This window comes from Herbidospora sp. RD11066, from assembly GCF_054661255.1.
Genome location: NZ_BAAGDO010000002.1, coordinates 343,876 through 360,270 on the forward strand (window position 1 = coordinate 343,876; position 16,395 = coordinate 360,270).

General features: G+C 71.4%; 15 protein-coding genes. 11 read left to right on the plus strand and 4 right to left on the minus strand.

Annotated features, from left to right (window positions below):
• The first annotated feature begins 10 nt into the window (after positions 1 to 10).
• From ACYQ78_RS08075 to ACYQ78_RS08100, 6 genes are all read left to right on the plus strand, one after another.
• Complete coding sequence (locus ACYQ78_RS08075) at positions 11 to 607, plus strand: TetR/AcrR family transcriptional regulator (RefSeq protein WP_459800096.1); 597 nt, start codon at positions 11 to 13, stop codon at positions 605 to 607.
• 24 nt (positions 608 to 631) lie between these two features.
• Positions 632 to 1,750, plus strand: a complete 1,119-nt coding sequence (locus ACYQ78_RS08080; RefSeq protein ID WP_459800097.1) for an acyl-CoA dehydrogenase family protein — start codon at positions 632 to 634, stop codon at positions 1,748 to 1,750.
• Positions 1,751 to 2,155 carry an acyl-CoA thioesterase gene (locus tag ACYQ78_RS08085; protein ID WP_459800098.1) on the plus strand — a complete coding sequence of 135 codons (405 nt, stop codon included), beginning with the start codon at positions 1,751 to 1,753 and terminating at the stop codon, positions 2,153 to 2,155.
• A complete protein-coding gene (locus ACYQ78_RS08090) occupies positions 2,152 to 3,258 on the plus strand; it encodes a zinc-binding dehydrogenase (protein WP_459800099.1) in 1,107 nt (368 codons plus the stop codon). Before ACYQ78_RS08085 ends, ACYQ78_RS08090 begins: the two co-directional genes overlap by 4 nt.
• A gap of 64 nt (positions 3,259 to 3,322) precedes the next feature.
• The gene (locus tag ACYQ78_RS08095) at positions 3,323 to 3,895 is read left to right on the plus strand and encodes a DUF2268 domain-containing putative Zn-dependent protease (protein WP_459800100.1); all 573 of its coding nucleotides are present in this window, start codon (positions 3,323 to 3,325) and stop codon (positions 3,893 to 3,895) included.
• Positions 3,896 to 3,943: 48 nt separating this feature from the next.
• Positions 3,944 to 4,663: a TSUP family transporter gene (locus tag ACYQ78_RS08100; RefSeq protein WP_459800745.1), complete on the plus strand. Its 720-nt coding sequence runs from the start codon at positions 3,944 to 3,946 to the stop codon at positions 4,661 to 4,663.
• Here the strand turns inward: ACYQ78_RS08100 and ACYQ78_RS08105 are convergent.
• A complete protein-coding gene (locus tag ACYQ78_RS08105; RefSeq protein WP_459800101.1) occupies positions 4,599 to 5,801 on the minus strand; it encodes an MFS transporter in 1,203 nt (400 codons plus the stop codon). The genes ACYQ78_RS08100 and ACYQ78_RS08105 overlap by 65 nt on opposite strands.
• A 78-nt stretch (positions 5,802 to 5,879) precedes the next feature.
• Positions 5,880 to 6,638, minus strand: coding sequence for a DeoR/GlpR family DNA-binding transcription regulator (locus ACYQ78_RS08110; RefSeq protein ID WP_459800102.1), 759 nt, complete (start codon positions 6,636 to 6,638; stop codon positions 5,880 to 5,882).
• Positions 6,639 to 6,694: 56 nt separating this feature from the next.
• Here ACYQ78_RS08110 and ACYQ78_RS08115 point away from each other — a divergent pair, with 56 nt between their 5' ends.
• The 3 genes from ACYQ78_RS08115 (at position 6,695) to ACYQ78_RS08125 (ending at position 9,137) form a co-directional block, all read left to right on the plus strand.
• On the plus strand, positions 6,695 to 7,666 hold the full coding sequence (locus ACYQ78_RS08115) for a helix-turn-helix transcriptional regulator (RefSeq protein WP_459800103.1): 972 nt from the start codon (positions 6,695 to 6,697) through the stop codon (positions 7,664 to 7,666).
• 169 nt (positions 7,667 to 7,835) lie between these two features.
• On the plus strand, positions 7,836 to 8,543 hold the full coding sequence (locus tag ACYQ78_RS08120) for an alpha/beta fold hydrolase (RefSeq protein ID WP_459800104.1): 708 nt from the start codon (positions 7,836 to 7,838) through the stop codon (positions 8,541 to 8,543).
• A gap of 120 nt (positions 8,544 to 8,663) precedes the next feature.
• Positions 8,664 to 9,137 (plus strand): pyridoxamine 5'-phosphate oxidase family protein, encoded by a 474-nt coding sequence (locus ACYQ78_RS08125; protein WP_459800105.1) that lies wholly within the window; start codon positions 8,664 to 8,666, stop codon positions 9,135 to 9,137.
• A gap of 413 nt (positions 9,138 to 9,550) precedes the next feature.
• Here the strand turns inward: ACYQ78_RS08125 and ACYQ78_RS08130 are convergent, their stop codons facing one another.
• Positions 9,551 to 10,324, minus strand: a complete 774-nt coding sequence (locus ACYQ78_RS08130) for an SDR family NAD(P)-dependent oxidoreductase (protein ID WP_459800106.1) — start codon at positions 10,322 to 10,324, stop codon at positions 9,551 to 9,553.
• Positions 10,293 to 10,796 (minus strand): MarR family winged helix-turn-helix transcriptional regulator, encoded by a 504-nt coding sequence (locus ACYQ78_RS08135; RefSeq protein WP_459800107.1) that lies wholly within the window; start codon positions 10,794 to 10,796, stop codon positions 10,293 to 10,295. Before ACYQ78_RS08135 ends, ACYQ78_RS08130 begins: the two co-directional genes overlap by 32 nt.
• A 138-nt stretch (positions 10,797 to 10,934) precedes the next feature.
• Here ACYQ78_RS08135 and ACYQ78_RS08140 point away from each other — a divergent pair, with 138 nt between their 5' ends.
• Complete coding sequence (locus ACYQ78_RS08140) at positions 10,935 to 14,132, plus strand: efflux RND transporter permease subunit (RefSeq protein ID WP_459800108.1); 3,198 nt, start codon at positions 10,935 to 10,937, stop codon at positions 14,130 to 14,132.
• A gap of 46 nt (positions 14,133 to 14,178) precedes the next feature.
• On the plus strand, positions 14,179 to 15,603 hold the full coding sequence (gene purB, locus ACYQ78_RS08145; protein WP_459800109.1) for an adenylosuccinate lyase: 1,425 nt from the start codon (positions 14,179 to 14,181) through the stop codon (positions 15,601 to 15,603).
• The last annotated feature ends 792 nt before the right edge of the window (positions 15,604 to 16,395 follow it).

Below are 16,395 nucleotides of genomic sequence, written 5' to 3' on the forward strand. Positions count from 1 at the left end.
TCTGCTCGTCATGGAACTCTGGGACACGGTCGAACCCCCGGCCGCGCGCCGCCTGGTCGCGGGCGCGGTCGACCTGTTCGCCGAGCGCGGTTTCGGCGGCGCCTCGACGCGGGACATCGCCACGGCGGCCGCGCTGAGCCCGGGGGCGATGTACGTCCACTTCCCCTCCAAGGCCGAACTGCTGACCCGGATCGTGCTGATCGTCCACGAGGCGGCCTACCGGGTGGTGAGCGGCGCCGCTGAACAGGCGGAGGGCCCTGTCGCGAGAACCCGCGCCCTCGTCTACGCACTGGCCCGCTTCCACGCCGCCCACCAGCGCGGATGCCGGGTCGTCCAGAACGAGCTCGGCGCCCTCGCCCCCGAGGACTGGGCGCGGGTCCGCGAGGAGCGCCGCCGGGTCGACGCCTTGTTCCGCGACGAGGTGGCCGCCGGGGTCGCCTCGGGCGCCTTCGAGGTGGCCGACGTCGCCGGTACCACCCGCGCGATCGTGTCGATGTGCGTCGACGTCTCCCGCTGGTACCGCCCCGGCGGCACCGACACCCCCGAAGACGTCGGCGCGCTCTACGCCCATCTGGCCCTGCGGATGGTGCGGGCGCTACCCTGCTAAGCGATCGCTTACCAGGAGGTGGCCATGCGGCGGACGATCTACGCAGCCGATCACGAGGCGTTCCGCGAGTCGGTCCGGGAGTTCGTCACCCGCGAGGTCACCGAACAGGAGGTCATCGGGCCCGACGTGTGGCGCGCCGCCGGACGCCAGGGACTTCTCGGGCTGGAGATCCCCGAGGAGTACGGCGGCTCGGCGGCCGGTGACTACCGGTTCAACGCGGTGCTGCACGAGGAGCTGGCCGCCCACGGCATGGCGCTGGCCTCCGGGTTCGGCATCCACTTCGACATCGTCGCCCCCTACCTGGTCGACCTGACCACCGAGGAGCAGAAGAAACGCTGGCTACCGGGCTTCTGCTCCGGCGACCTGGTCACCGCGATCGGGATGACCGAACCCGGCGGCGGCTCCGACCTGGCGGCCCTGACCACGAGCGCCGTACCCGATGGGGACCACTGGGTGCTCAACGGCTCCAAGACCTTCATCACCAACGGCCACCAGGCCGGGCTGGTGATCGTCGCGGCCCGCACCAGCCCCGGCAAGAAGGGCATCACGCTGTTCGGCGTCGAGGCCGGAATGCCCGGTTTCGAGCGCGGCCGCAGGCTCGACAAGATGGGCCAGCACGAGACCGACACCGCCGAACTGTTCTTCCGCGACCTGCGGATCCCCGCCGGGAACGTGATCGGGCGGGTCGACGGCGGGTTCGTCGCGATGATGGAGCGGCTGCCGCAGGAACGGCTCGGCGCCGCCGTCGCCAACCTCGCCCACGCCGCCTCGGCCCTGCGCGAGACCCTCGCCTACGTGAAGGAGCGGCGGGCGTTCGGGCAGCCGGTCGGGTCGTTCCAGTACAACAAGTTCACCCTCGCCGACCTGGTCACCGAGCTGGAGGTGACCCGCGCCTACGTCGACCAGTGCGTCGCCGCCCACGCGATCGGGGAACTCACCCCGGTCGAGGCGGCCAAGGCGAAACTGTGGTCGTCGGAGGTGCAGGGCCGGGTCCTCGACGCGTGCGTCCAGCTGTTCGGCGGATACGGCTACATGCGCGAATACCGGGTGGCGCGAGCCTGGGCCGACGCGCGGGTGACCCGCATCTGGGCCGGTTCGAACGAGATCATGCGCGAGATCATCGGCCGGGACCTGGGGCTCTGAATGCGCTACGCCCACTGGGACGAGATGCCGACCCGCTGGCGGGACAACGACGTCTACGGCCACCTCAACAACGTCGTCCACTACGAACTCATGGACTCGGTGATCAACCGCTGGCTGATCTCCGAAGCGGGCTTCGCGCCGCTGACCAGCGTCGCGATCGGACTGTGCGTCGAGTCGCGCTGCTCCTACAAGGCCGAGGCGGCGTACCCGTCGGTGATCCGCGTCGGGCTGCGGATCGGGAAACTCGGAAACACCTCGGTCCGGTACGAACTGGGCCTGTTCGAAGGAGAACGGCTGCTGGCGGAGGGGGAGTTCACCCACGTGTTCGTCGATCGGGTCACCCGCCGCCCCGCCCCGATCGCCGGGGGGATGCGGGCGGCGATGGAGAGGCTGGTGATCGCGTGAAGGTCCGTTCGGCCGTGCTCGTGGAGTCGGGGAGATCATTTCCGTACGCCCTGAGCAGGCCCCTCGACGTCCGGGAGCTGACGCTCGACCCGCCGGGCAGCGGGGAACTGCTGGTCAGGATCGAGGCCGCCGGGCTGTGCCATTCCGATCTGTCGGTGATCGACGGCTCGCGCCCCCGTCCGCTGCCGATGGCGCTCGGGCACGAGGCGGCCGGGGTGGTCGCCGCGTCGGAGTCGCCGGAGTTCGCGCCCGGTGACCACGTGGTGCTCACGTTCGTGCCGGCCTGCGGCTCGTGCGCGGCGTGCACGGGAGGGCGGCCCGCGCTGTGCGGCCCGGGTGCGGTGGCCAACCGGGCGGGGACCCTGCTCGGCGGCGGCAACCGGCTCGGCGGGGTGTTCCACCATCTGGGGGTGTCGGCGTTCTCCGAGTACGCCGTGGTGTCGGCCCGTTCCGCCGTGAAGGTGCCGGCCCACCTGCCGTTCGAGGTGGCGGCGCTGTTCGGATGTGCGGTGCTGACCGGCGCCGGGGCCGCGCTGCACGCCGCCGGGGTCGGGCCGCGGGACAGCGTGGCGGTGTTCGGGCTCGGCGGGGTCGGGCTGTCGGCGCTGCTGGCGGCGAAGGCGGCCGGGGTGACCACGCTCATCGGGGTCGACCTCGTCGCGGGCAAACGTGAACTGGCGCGTTCGCTGGGGGCCTCCCAGGTCGTCCACGGGGGAGAGGACGCCGTCGAGCGGGTCAGGGAGCTGACCGGCGGGGGAGCGGTGAAGGTCGTCGACACGACCGGGGTGGCGGCGGTGCTGGCACAGGCGTATGCGGCCACCGCGCCGGGCGGCGTCACCGTCACGGTCGGGCTGCCCGCGCCGTCGGCCGCGCTGACGATCCCGGCGCTGTCGCTGGTCGCGGAGGAGAAGACGCTGCGCGGCAGCTATCTGGGCTCGTGCGTGCCGCGCCGCGACGTGCCCCGCTTCATCGGCATGTACGAGGCAGGGGTGCTGCCCGTCGACCGGCTGCTGTCCGACCGGCTGACGCTCGACGAGGTCAACGAGGGGTTCGACCGGCTGAAGACCGGTGAGGCGGTCCGGCAGGTCGTGTTCATGCGTTGAGCCTGACGTTACGTCGGACATCGAGAGCGCGCTGCTGCGCGCCTGGGACCACCAGGTCGCGGCGGTGCCGGGCATCAAGGCCGCCGACACCGTGAACGTGCTGCTCGTTCTCGGCAACCCCGACGACGCCTACTTCATGCAGACCGGCCACGGCTACCTCGGCATGGGCGGCATCCCCGGCTGGATCCACCTGACGATCTGGCCGACGGAGGAGGCCCTCGCCGGGATCGTCGGCTGCGCGGTGCACGAGTTCCACCACAACGTCCGTTACGCCAACGTCGTGTGGGACCCGCCCACGGTCCGGCTGGGTGAGCAGATCGTCTCCGAGGGGCTGGCCGACGCCTTCGTCGCCGAACTGGGCGGGGCTCCCGGCTACTGGGCCGGGCCCGTCTCCGAGGAGGCGTACACGACGATCGTGGGGAACCTGTCGCTGACCGGGATGCACAACTTCGCGGCCTACGTCCTGGGCGACGAGGCCGCTACGCGGTTCGGCGGCACACCGGCCGGGCTGCCGCCGATGGCCGGATATCCGGTCGGCCGCAGGATCGTCGAGGCCCATCTGGCGGCGACCGGGCTGACCGCGGCGCAGTCGACGGCGCTGCCCAGTGCGGAGATCATCGCGAACGCGGGGCTATAGTTCTCGCCCGTGACCGGGGGACAAATCGCACTTTTGCTGCTGGCCGCAATGGCGGCCGGATGGGTCGACGCCGTGGTCGGCGGCGGCGGGCTGCTGCAACTGCCCGCGCTGCTGCTGGCCGGGCTCACCCCGGTCGAGGCCCTGGCCACCAACAAGAGCGCCTCCGTTCTCGGTACGGCCAGCGCCGCCTACACCTACGCCCGCCGCACCGGGGTCGACCGGCGGATCGCGATCCCGGCCGGGGTGGCGGCCACCCTCAGCGCGGCCGGGGGAGCCCTGCTGGCCGCGCTGCTGGATCCGGCGTTCCTCAAGCCGCTGATCATCGTGATCCTGGTGGGGGTGGCGGCGTTCGTGGCGCTGCGGCCCTCGTTCGGCGCGGTCGCCGATTTCGGTCGGCGGACCCGCGCCCGGATCGTCGCGGTGGTGCTGGTGGCGGGCGGGCTGATCGCCTTCTACGACGGGCTGATCGGGCCCGGCACCGGCACCTTCCTGATCATCGCGTTCACCTCGATCATCGGCATGGACTTCGTGCACGCCTCGGCCACCGCGAAGATCATCAACATGGGCACCAACATCGGCGCCATCACCGTCTTCGCCCTCCAGGGGCACGTGGTGTGGGCGCTGGGGCTGGCGATGGGCGTGGCGAACATCGCCGGCGCCCAGCTCGGCGCGCGGATGGCGCTCAAGCGGGGCGCCGGCTTCGTCAGGGTCGTTCTGCTGACAGTGGTGTCGGCGCTGGTGCTGCGGCTGGGCTGGGACCTGATGTAGGCCGCAGCGCCCCCGCCGCCAGCGCCACGAACAGGGCCATCACCGCCGGGACGCCCAAGGCGAACGGCAGCCCGGTGAGCTCGGCCAGGCCGCCGATCAGCACCGGACCGGCGAGCAGACCGGCGTACCCGAGGCTGGCGACCCGGGCCAGCGCCCGGCCGCTCGTGGCCGGGTCGCGGTGCCCGGCGGCGGAGAACACCTGCGGGATGATGCACGACAGCCCCGCCCCGAACAGGCCGAACCCGATGACACCCGCCACCGGGTGGCCGATCAGCAGCGCGACCAGCAACCCGGAACCGGCCAGCGCGCCGCAGCAGCGCACCAGCACGACCGGGCCGAGTCTGGCGGCCAGCCAGTCGCCGGCGAACCGCCCGGCGGTCATCATGATCGAGAAGGCGGCGTATCCGGCGGCGCCCACGCTCTCGTCGGTCAGCAGGTCCTCCACCAGGTAGACCGAGCTCCAGTCGGCCATCGACCCCTCGCCGACCAGGCAGCAGAAGGCCAGCACGCCCAGGAACAGCACCCACCCGGCCATCGCGTTGCCGGTCTTGCCGGGCGTCTGCTGCGCGGGGGCGCGCGACAGGTCCAGCTCGTCGGGCAGCGCCAGGCGGGCGCAGACGATCGAGACGAGGAGGATGACCGCGCCGACCGTCCCGAACGTCACCGGCACGCTCGCCCCCACGTGGGCGAACAGGCCGCCGGTGGCGGCGCCGAGGAAACCGCCGACGGAGAAGACGGCGTGGAAGGACGACATGATCGGGCGGGCGTAGTGACGCTCGACGATGACGGCGTTGGCGTTCATGGAGACGTCCAGGACGCCGTGCACCACCCCGAACGCGAGCAGCGCCGCCGCGAGCCCGATCAGCCCCGGCGCGACCGAGGGCAGCACCAGCACCGGACCCTGGAGCAGCGCGACGGGGATCATGACGCGGCGGGAGCCGTAGCGGTCGACGAGCCGGCCGACGGCCTGCATGCCGGCGATGGCGCCGGTGGCGATGCCCAGCAGGGCCAGGCTGAGCTCACCGTCGCCGAGATGGAGGTCGGCCTTGATGGCGGGGATGCGGGAGGTCCAGGTGCCGAGGGCGACACCGGAGACGAGGAACAGTCCGTACACGGCGATACGGGCGCGCAACAGCATGTGAGCCTGCTTTCAGGCGGTGTGGGGACGGGGTGGGGCGACGCTCGCGCCGTGAGACGTCGTTTCGTGCGGTTGTTCTCAGGCGGTGATGACGGTGACGCCCGCTCCGGTGAGGGCGTCCTTCTCGTCCGGCGGGATGCCGGTGTCGGTGACGACGACGTCGAGCCCGGTGAAGGAGCAGACGGCGCCGAAGGCGGTGCGGGTGAACTTGCCGGAGTCGCAGGCGACGATGACCCGGCGGGCGGAGGCGATGGCGGCCTGTTTGACGGCGACGTCCTCCAGGTCGTGGGCGGTGACACCGTTCTTGGCCGACAGGCCGCAGCAGCCGATGACGGCCGTGTCGAACCGCAGCGCTCTCAGGGACGCCTCGGTCAGCGGGCCGACGAAGTTGAGCTCGACCGGCCGCACCTCGCCGCCCGGCAGGACGAGCTTCACCCGGGGTGCGGTGGCGAGTTCGTCGGCGCAGCGCAGCGCGAGGGGGAGCACGGTCAGCCTGCGGTCGTGGACGGCTCTGGCCACCTCCAGCAGGGTCGAGCCGCCGTCGAAGACGACCGCCTCGCCGTCGGCGAGTAACGCGGCGACGGCCTGGGCGATGCGTTTCTTCGCCTCGACGGCCTCGCGTTCCCGGACGCCGTAGGGCGGCTCCTCGCCGCGCAGCAGCAGGCTGAGCGCGCCGCCCCGCACCCGCCGCACGACGCCCTGCTGGGCGAGTTCGTCGAGGTCGCGGCGGATGGTCATCTCGGACACACCGTGGTGCCCGGCCAGCTCGGTGACCGTCACGCTGTCGGCGGTCCGGAGCCGGCTCATGATCGCGTTGAGCCTGTCGGCACTTTCCATGTGTTCATTTGAACATGGCTTATGTTCGATGAGCAATATGGGACAGACTGGGACGCATGCGTGCCAGCCGGTTGCTCTCCCTTCTCCTGCTGCTGCAGACCCGGGGACGGATGACGGCGGCGGAACTCTCCGCCGAGCTGGAGGTCTCGATCCGGACCGTCTACCGCGACATGGACGCGCTGTCGTCCGCCGGGGTGCCCGTCTACGCCGACCGGGGGCCCGCCGGCGGCTACCAGCTCCTCGACGGCTACCGCACGAAACTCAACGGCCTCACCGAGGCCGAGGCCTCCTCCCTCTTCCTCGCCGGGCTCCCCGGCCCCGCCGCCGACCTGGGCCTGGCGGAGGTCGCCGCGGCGGCCGAACTCAAGCTGCTGGCGGCGCTGCCCCCCGGCCCCCGCTCGCAGGCGGCGCGGATGCGCGAACGCTTCCTCCTGGACGTGCCCGGCTGGTATCGCGGGGCCGAGGACGTGCCCTTCCTCGCCGAGGTGGCCGCCGCCGTGTGGGACCAGCGGCCCCTGCGGCTGACCTACCGCCGGTGGGGGCCCGCCGACGTGATCCGGGACGTCGAGCCGTACGGGCTCGTGCTCAAGGGCGGGTCCTGGTATCTGGCGGCCGAGTGTGACGGGTCGATGCGCACCTACCGGGTGTCGCGGATCCTGTCGCTGACCGGGCTGCCGGGGCGGTTCGAGCGGTCGGCCGACTTCGACCTGCCGGCGTTCTGGGAGCGGTTCTCGGCCGAGTTCGCGGCCCGCCTGTACACGGGGACGGCACAGATCCGGCTGGCGCCAGGGGGTGAGGGGCTGCTGACGTACACGATCGGGGAGGAACGGACGGCCCCCGCACTCGCGGAGGCGGTGCCCGACCCGGAGCGGCCGGGGTGGAAGATACTGGAGATCCCGGTCGAGGGGCTCAACGGCGCGCGGTGGACGTTGCTGCGGCTGGGGGCGCTGATCGAGGTGCTCGGGCCGGAGGACCTGCGCGAGATGATGGCGCAGTCGGTGCGGGAGATGGCCGTGATGTACCGCTGAAACTTACTTTGTAAAGCCGCTGGCTTGTTGGCCTTAAATCGTTTGCTCCCACCCCGGCCCGCTCGCGACCATGAGCGGGGGCGCTCTGCCACGGGGGCTGGAGCGCCCCTTGATCATGTCTGGAGACATCGTGGGTGTGTGGTTCGAAGAGGCGGGGGCGGGAGCCCCTGTGGTACTGCTGCATTCGAGCGTCGTCGACGCGCGGATGTGGGATCCGCTGTGGGAGGGGCTGACGGCGCGCCACCGGGTGGTGCGACTGGATTTCCGCGGGTTCGGGCGCAGCCCGTGGGCGGCGGACAAGCCCTACACCGACGCCTCTGACGTGGCCGACGTGCTCGACTCGCTGGGCGTGTCGGGGGCGGCCGTCGTGGGTGCCTCCCACGGCGGGCGGATCGCGCTGGAGCTGGCCACCGCGCGCGCCGACCTGGTCGGGCGGCTGGTGCTGCTGTGCGCGGGGATGGGCCTGCCGCCCACGCCGGAGCTGAAGGCCTACGGTGAGGCCGAGGGTGCGCTGATCGAGGCGGGGGACGTCGAGGGGGCCGTCCGGCTGAACGTCGACACCTGGCTCGGGCCCGCGGCGGGGGAGCGGGAGCGGGTCTGGGTGGCGGACATGCAGCGCAACGCGTTCGAGCTGCAGCTGGCCGCCGACCCGGAACCGGAGGCGGGGCATCTGCCGCTCGACCTGGCGGCGATCGCGGCGCCGGCCGTCGTGGTGGCGGGGGCGCACGATCTTCCGTACTTCCGGGAGAGCGCCCGCGTGATCGCGGCGGGGCTGGCGTCGGCCGAGCTGGTGGAGCTCGACTGGGCCGGGCACCTGCCCTCGATCGAGCGGCCCGAGGAGATCGCGCGGCTGCTGCCGGGGTGGCTCGGCGACTGAAGCCGTTTCTAACTTACTTTGTAAAGCCGGTGGCTCTTTTCACTACACTCACAGGACACTTCAACCCCCGCAACGACGGGTGAGCCGATTTTGTCGGTGGCGGGGTGCACTATGGCGGGCATGGCCACGTGGCAGGAGCTCGAGAACGACGCCCCAGAGTTCGCAGCACGCTTTCTGAGGCTGTTCGATGGCGGTAAGCACAAGACGATGGCGACGCTGCGCCGAGACGGCTCGCCGCGGATCAGCGGCACGGAGACCCAGTTCAAGCAGGGGGAGCTGTGGCTGGGGTCGATGGCGGGGGCGGTGAAGGCGGCCGATCTGCTGCGTGACGGGCGGATGGCGATCCACGGCCCGTCGACCGATCCGGGCGTGGAGGGCGCCGGCACCTGGCCGGGTGAGGCGAAGCTGTCGGGGCGCGCGGTCGAGGTGACCGATCCGCTGGTGGTGAAGGCGGTGGTGGGGGCGGATCCGGATGGGTCGCATCTGTTCCGGGTGGACATCGCGGGTGCGGTGATCACGCGGGTGGAAGAGGCGATGCTGGTGGTCGAGAGCTGGGCGCCGGGCCGTGGGGTGAGTGTGGTCCGTCGCCGCTAGTGCCCCATCGGCCGCCCGTTCTTCCCCCTCCGGCGGGCGGCCGATGGGTACGGGTGGCGTCGTTTCGATGCCGGGGATACCGGGTGGACTCGCTGGGGTCGCGTGGAGCCGGCCACCGTGCGCTCCGACCGCATCCGTTCGGAGGCCGAAGACGGCGTCGCCAGTGCCGAACGCCGGGTCGAGGGCGCCGGGGCTGCCGGCCGGCTGGCTGGGAGAACTCGCCACCCGCCTGACCGTCGGTTGGCCGGAGAATCCTCGTTACGTGGCGAAGCCAGGCGCGGCCGGTTGGCGTTCGGCTGCGGCGCGGGCCGGAGACGGCGGGCGGTGCCGGGTGGGCGGAGCCGTAACGGAAGAGAAGAAAAACCCATGAGCGGCGCGGAAAGCTGCCTGCCGCACCGGAACCCGGGCGGCGGTCAGCTGATGGAGAAGCCGCCGTCGACGCAGATGGTCTGGCCGGTGACGTAGGCGGCGGCGTTGGAGGCGAGGTAGACGGCGATGCCGGCGAAGTCTTCTGGGTGGCCGTTGCGGCCGATGGCGGTGCGGGCGGCGAGGGCTTCGACGCGGCCGGGGATGGCTTGGGCGGCTTGGGTGAGGGGGGTGAGGACGAAGCCGGGGATGATGGTGTTGGCGGTGACGCCGCGTCGGCTCCAGGCTTCGGCCTGGGAGCGGGAGAGGCCGCCGATGGCGGCTTTGCTGACGCCGTAGGCGCCGCTGTTGCCGAAGGCGCGGTGGGTTTGCTGGGAGCCGATGTTGATGATGCGGCCCCATCCTCGGTGGGCCATGCGGGGGGCGTGGTGCTGGCCGAGGCGGTAGGGGGCGGTGATGTTGACGGCCATGGTCTGGTCGTAGTCGGTTTCGGTGAGGTCGCCCATGGGGTGGCGGATGTTGTTGGCGGCGCTGGTGATGAGGATGTCGACGTCGGGGACGGTGGCGCACAGGCGGGTGACGTCGTCGGGGTTGCTCATGTCGGCGCTGATGGCGGTGGCGGTGACGCCGTGGCCTCGGAGGCGGGTGAGGGCCTGGTCGAGGTCGTATTGGCGGCGGGCGGCGATGGTGATGTGGGCGCCGGCGCGGCCGAGGGCCTGGGCGATGGCGTGGCCGATGCCGCTGCTGCCGCCGGTGATGAGGGCGGTGCGGCCGTGGAGGCCGAACAGGTCAGTGAGGTAGGTGGTCGCCGCATCGCTCATGGTCGGACAGCCTATCGTCGGATGATCCCAGTTCTTCGTCGATGGCGTCGCGGATTCGTTGCATGACGCGTTGCATGTCGCGCAGGGTGTCGAGGTCGAGGCGGGTGAGGAGCTGGCGCCAGTTGGCGGTGCCGGCGTCGAGCATCTCGTCGGTGAGGGTGCGGCCTTCGGGGGTGAGGGTGAGGCGGCGGACGCGGCGGTCGGTGGGGTCTTCGCGGCGGGTGAGGAGGCCGTGGGCGACGAGGCGGTCGACGATGCCGGTGAGGGTGCCGAGGCCGATGCCGAGTTCGCGGGCGAGTTCCTGGCCGGAGGCCGATTCGTGGAAGGACAGCGCGACGATGACTTTGAGTTGCTGCATGGTGAGGGTGGTGGCGAGCAGGGGGAGGGAGCGGTCGCGGGCGAACAGGCGGCCGAGGCCGCGCTGTGTGTCGGCGATCCAGTCGATCAGGTGTGCTCGCTCGTCGTCGTTCACCGGTGTCCTCAGCTGGCTGTCGCAAACCTGAGAAGGTTATCAGGAACGCCATGCCACATTAAATATTCGTGCGAGGCGAAGTGTTAGGGTGAGGCGCATTAATCTTCCGGCCCTCATCTGTCAAGGAGCCCTCGCGCCATGACCTTCCTGGCCAGGCTGAGCCTCGCCAACCGCACTCTTGTGATCATGATTGCGGTGGTGGCCAGCGCTTTCGGCGCCTTCGCCATCCCCTCGCTGAAGCAGCAGCTGTTCCCGTCGCTGGAGTTCCCGGGGGCGTTCGTCGTGGCGCCGTATGCCGGTGCGGCGCCCGACATCGTGGAAGACCAGGTCGTCAAGCCGATCGAGAGCAGCTTCCAGGGTATCGCCGGGGTGACGCAGGTCAGCTCGACGTCCCGTGAGGGCATGGCCTCGATTCAGGTGGCGTTCGAGTTCGGCACCGACATCGACGAGGCCATCGGCCAGATGCAGCAGGCGATCTCGCGGATCGATGCGCAGCTGCCCTCCACGGTCGACCCGCAGGTGATCGCGGGCAGCACCGATGACATCCCGGTGGTGGTGCTGGCGGCCTCGGGTGGCGATGAGGCGACGCTGCTCGACCGGCTGGAGCAGACGGCGCTGCCGTCGCTGCAGGGGATCGAGGGGGTGCGGGAGGCGGAGGTCACCGGTGCCCGCGGCAAGCAGGTGACGATCACGCCCGACACCGAGGAGCTGGTGAAGAAGGGGCTGTCGCCGGCGGCGATCCCCGAGGTGCTGCGCGCCAACGGTGTGGCGATCCCGGCCGGGTCGGTGACCGAGGACGGGGTGAACCTGACCGTCCAGATCGGTGACCGTGTCGCGACGGTGGAGGATCTGAAGAATCTCTACCTGACCCCGCCCGCCGCCCCGGCCGTTCAGCCGCAGGCGCAGCAGCCGCAGGTGCCGGGCCGTCCGGTGGCGGCGGTGCGCCCGCCGGCGCCGCCCAAGCCGGTGACTTTGGGGTCGGTGGCCGATGTCGAGGTGGTCGACGCGGCGGCTTCGACGCTGACGCGGACCGACGGCAAGCCGAGCCTGGGTGTGTCGATCACGATGAAGCCCGACGGGAACGCGGTGGCGATCTCGCATGCCGTCCGTGACCGGATTCCGGAGCTGACGACGGCGCTGGGCGCGGGGTCGGCGCTGACGGTGGTGTTCGACCAGGCGCCGTTCGTCGAGCGGTCGATCCACGACCTGACGACCGAGGGCCTGCTGGGCCTGACGTTCGCCGTGATCATCATTCTGATCTTCCTGCTGTCGATCCGCTCGACGCTGGTGACGGCGGTGTCGATCCCGCTGTCGGTGGTGATCGCGCTGATCGCGCTGTACGTCGGCGACTACTCCCTCAACATCCTGACGCTGGGTGCGATGACGATCGCGGTGGGCCGGGTGGTCGACGACTCGATCGTGGTGCTGGAGAACATCAAGAGGCATCTGGGGTACGGCGAGCCGAAGAAGGAGGCGATCCTCAACTCCGTCCGTGAGGTGGCGGGCGCGGTGACGGCGTCCACGCTGACGACGGTGGCGGTGTTCCTGCCGATCGCGTTCGTCGGCGGCATGGTGGGCCAGCTGTTCTCGCCGTTCGCGGTGACGGTGACGGTGGCGCTGCTCGCCTCGCTGCTGGTGTCGCTGACGGTGATCCCGGTGCTGGCCTACTGGTTCCTGAAGGCGCCGAAGCTGTCGCCGGAGGAGGCGCTGCGGGTCCGCGAGGAGGCGGAGGCGAAGGAGCTGCGGTCGCCGCTGCAGCGCGCTTACCTGCCGGTGCTGCGGTTCGCGACCCAGCGCCGCTGGATCACCCTGGCCATCGGCCTGGTGATCTTCGCCGGGACGATGGGCCTGGCCGGGGGGTTGAAGACCAACTTCCTCGACTCGGCCGGCATGGACAGCATCAACGTCACCCAGCGGATGCCCGCGGGCACCAACCTCGACGTGACCGACGCCGCCGCCCGCAAGGTCGAGGAGGTCATCGCGGCCGAGCCCGGTGTCGCCTCCTACCAGGTGACCGTCGGCGGCGGCAACCAGTTCATGGGCGGGGCGGGCGGCAGCGCCGACCGCGCCTCCTTCTCCGTCACCCTGGATGAGGACGTCGACGCGACGGCGGTGCAGGACGTCCTGCGCGGCAAGCTGACCGCGCTGGGTTCGGGCGTGGGTGAGGTCGTCGTCGGTGGCGGTGGCGGGGGAGGGCTGTCGGGCAGCCAGCTGCAGGTGATGCTGCAGGGCCCCGACGTCGACCAGCTGCGCACCGCGTCGGCCACGGTCGCCGAGGCGCTGGCCACGGTGCCGGGGCTGCGTGACGTCGCCTCCAACCTGGAGGACAGCGCCGAGCGGATCGAGGTCCACGTCGACCGCGAGAAGGCGGCCGAGAAGGGCCTGACCGAGGCCGGGATCGGCCAGCAGGTCGCCCAGGCGTTCCGCGGCGCCCCGGTGGGGTCGATCGACATCGACGGCCGCTCGGCCGACATCATCCTGCGCACCGGCGACGCCCCTGAGGACCTGGCCGGGGTCCAGGATCTGGAGCTGCCGACCGCGACCGGCATGGTGAAGCTGACCGACGTCGCCGAGGTCGTCAAGGAGGGCGGCCCGACCCAGATCAGCCGTCTCGACGGTGAGCGCACCGCGACCGTCTCGGGTGACGCCGACGCCTCCAACCTGGGCGCCGTCACGACGGACGTCCAGGCCAAGCTCGACACGCTGAAGCTGCCCGCCGGGATCACCGCGACCGTGGGTGGCGCCTCGGCCGACCAGGCCGACGCGTTCGCCGACCTGGGGCTGGCGATGGTGCTGGCCATCGCGATCGTGTTCATGATCATGGTGGCGACGTTCTCCAGCTTCGTCCAGCCGCTGATCCTGCTGGTGTCGATCCCGTTCGCGGCGACCGGCGCCATCGGCCTGCTGCTGATCACCGACACCGCGCTGGGCGTGCCCGCGCTGATCGGCATGCTGATGCTGATCGGCATCGTGGTGACGAACGCGATCGTGCTCATCGACCTGATCAACCAGTACCGCGAGCAGGGGATGGGCATCGTCGAGGCCGTCCTGGAGGGCGGCCGCCGCCGCGTGCGCCCGATCCTGATGACGGCGCTGGCCACGATCGGCGCGCTCACGCCGATGGCGGTCGGCCTGACCGGCTCGGGCGGGTTCATCTCCCAGGCGCTGGCGATCGTGGTGATCGGCGGCCTGGTGTCCTCCACGCTGCTGACGCTGGTGCTCGTCCCGACGCTGTACGTGATGGTCGAGCGGGTCAAGGAGCGCTTCCGCCGCACCCCCGGGCCGGAGCGCGAGCTCGAGGTGTACGACGAGCAGACCCTGGCCCCCACGCGGTAACCCGGGTGACGTGGGGGGATGCGCGGCTTCGATAAACTCGGGGAACGTGACCGACAAGCCGCGCATCCCCAACGTCCTGGCCACCCGCTACGCCTCGCCCGCCCTGGCCCGCCTGTGGTCTCCCGACCACAAGGTGGTTCTGGAGCGGCGGCTGTGGGTGGCCGTGCTCAAGGCCCAGGCCGACCTCGGGATCCCGGTCCCCGCCGACGTGATCACCGCTTATGAGAAGGCGGCCGACACCGTCGACCTGACGTCGATCGCGGCCCGTGAACGCGTCACCCGGCACGACGTGAAGGCGCGCATCGAGGAGTTCAACGCGTTGGCCGGCCACGAGCACGTCCACAAGGGCATGACCTCGCGCGACCTGACCGAGAACGTCGAGCAGCTCCAGGTCCGCGACAGCCTCCTGCTGGTCCGCGACCGCGTCGTCGCCCTCCTCGCCCGCCTGGCGCACCTGGCGGGGGAGTACTCCTCGACCGTGATGGCCGGGCGTTCCCACAACGTCGCCGCCCAGGCCACCACCCTCGGCAAGCGCTTCGCCACCGCCGCCGACGAGCTGACCGCCGCGTTCGAACGCCTCGACGACCTGATCGCCCGCTACCCGCTGCGCGGCATCAAGGGCCCCGTCGGCACCGCCCAGGACATGCTCGACCTCCTCGGCGCCGACCACCTCGCCGACCTGGAGGACCGGGTCGCCGCCCACCTAGGGTTCTCCCGCCGCTTCACCAGCGTCGGCCAGGTCTACCCGCGCTCCCTCGACTACGACGTGCTCACCACGCTCGTCCAGCTCGCCGCCGCCCCCTCCTCCCTGGCCAAGACCATCCGCCTCATGGCCGGCCACGAACTGGTCACCGAAGGCTTCCAGGAGGGCCAGGTCGGCTCCTCCGCGATGCCGCACAAGATGAACACCCGCTCCTGCGAGCGCGTCAACGGCCTGACCGTCATCCTGCGCGGCTACGCCTCCATGGCGGGCGAGCTGGCCGGTGACCAGTGGAACGAAGGCGACGTGTCCTGCTCGGTCGTCCGCCGCGTCGCCCTCCCCGACGCGTTCTTCGCCTTCGACGGCCTGATCGAGACGATGCTGACGGTCCTGGACGAATTCGGCGCCTTCCCCGCCGTCATCGAGGCCGAACTCGACCGCTACCTGCCCTTCCTCGGCACGACCAAGATGCTCATGGCCGCCGTCAAGGCGGGCCTGGGCCGCGAGGTGGGGCACGAGCTCATCAAGGAACACGCCGTCGCCGCCGCCTTGGCGATGCGCCAGGACGGCGGGGGCAACACCCTGCTCGACCGGCTCGGCGCCGACGCCCGCTTCCCGCTGTCCCGCGCCGACCTCGACGCGCTGCTCGCCGACCGCGTCTCCTTCACCGGCGCCGCCGCCGACCAGGTCGCCGCCGTCGTGGCTCATGTGGCGGAGATCACGGGCCGTTTCCCCGAGGCGGCCGCGTACCGGCCGGGCGCCATTCTGTGAGAGAACTGCGCCACCTGGACGAGGTCGTCACCGCCACCGGGGGAGACGACCTCGTCGTGTGGACCGCCCAGCGGCTTCCCCACGGGGGAGCGCGGGCGTGGGCGCTGGGGGACGCGGTGGTGGTGGCGTGCCCGGCGGTGTCCAAGCATGATCGCCTCGCCGTGTGGGGGGAGGCGGGGGACCGAGGTCTGGCGCGGCTCGTCCGGGAGGCGTGGCGGGAGCTCGGCACCGGATACCGGCCGTTCGGCGACCGGGAGGTCGTTCACCGGCTGGTGGAACAGATGCGGGGTGAGCTGGGACCGGCGGGGAACTTCACCTGGATGACCGTGGATCCGGGCACGGTCCGGCTTGGGGTCACCGAGCGGGAAACCGCGGGTACCGGCCGGTCGCGGGACGAGGAGGGAGCAGGAAACCTCGGTGGGTCCCGCCCGGCCGCCTCGGATCAGAGAGCATTCACCCGGCCGGACCGGCTCGATCCACACCGTCCTGGCGCGGGTGGGGAGTCGCCGGGTCCCGTTTCCCCTGCCGCCGGGACCGCGGGCGGAGGGCTTGACGTCGGTGCGGTAGCGCCGGGTCCTGCTGCTCCCGCCGACGGAAGGCTTGGCGGCGGCCCGGTGTCACCCGATGCCGCCTCACCTACGTTCGGACTCGCGGGGGAGAGAACCGGCGCGACTGCGCATGACGGCCGAGTGGCCGAGACCGGCACCGCATCACCAGTGCCATCTTCCCGGCCGTCCTCCCTGTTGTCTTCTCAGTTGTCTTCTCTGCGGCCGAGGACAGGGCCGCCCGGAT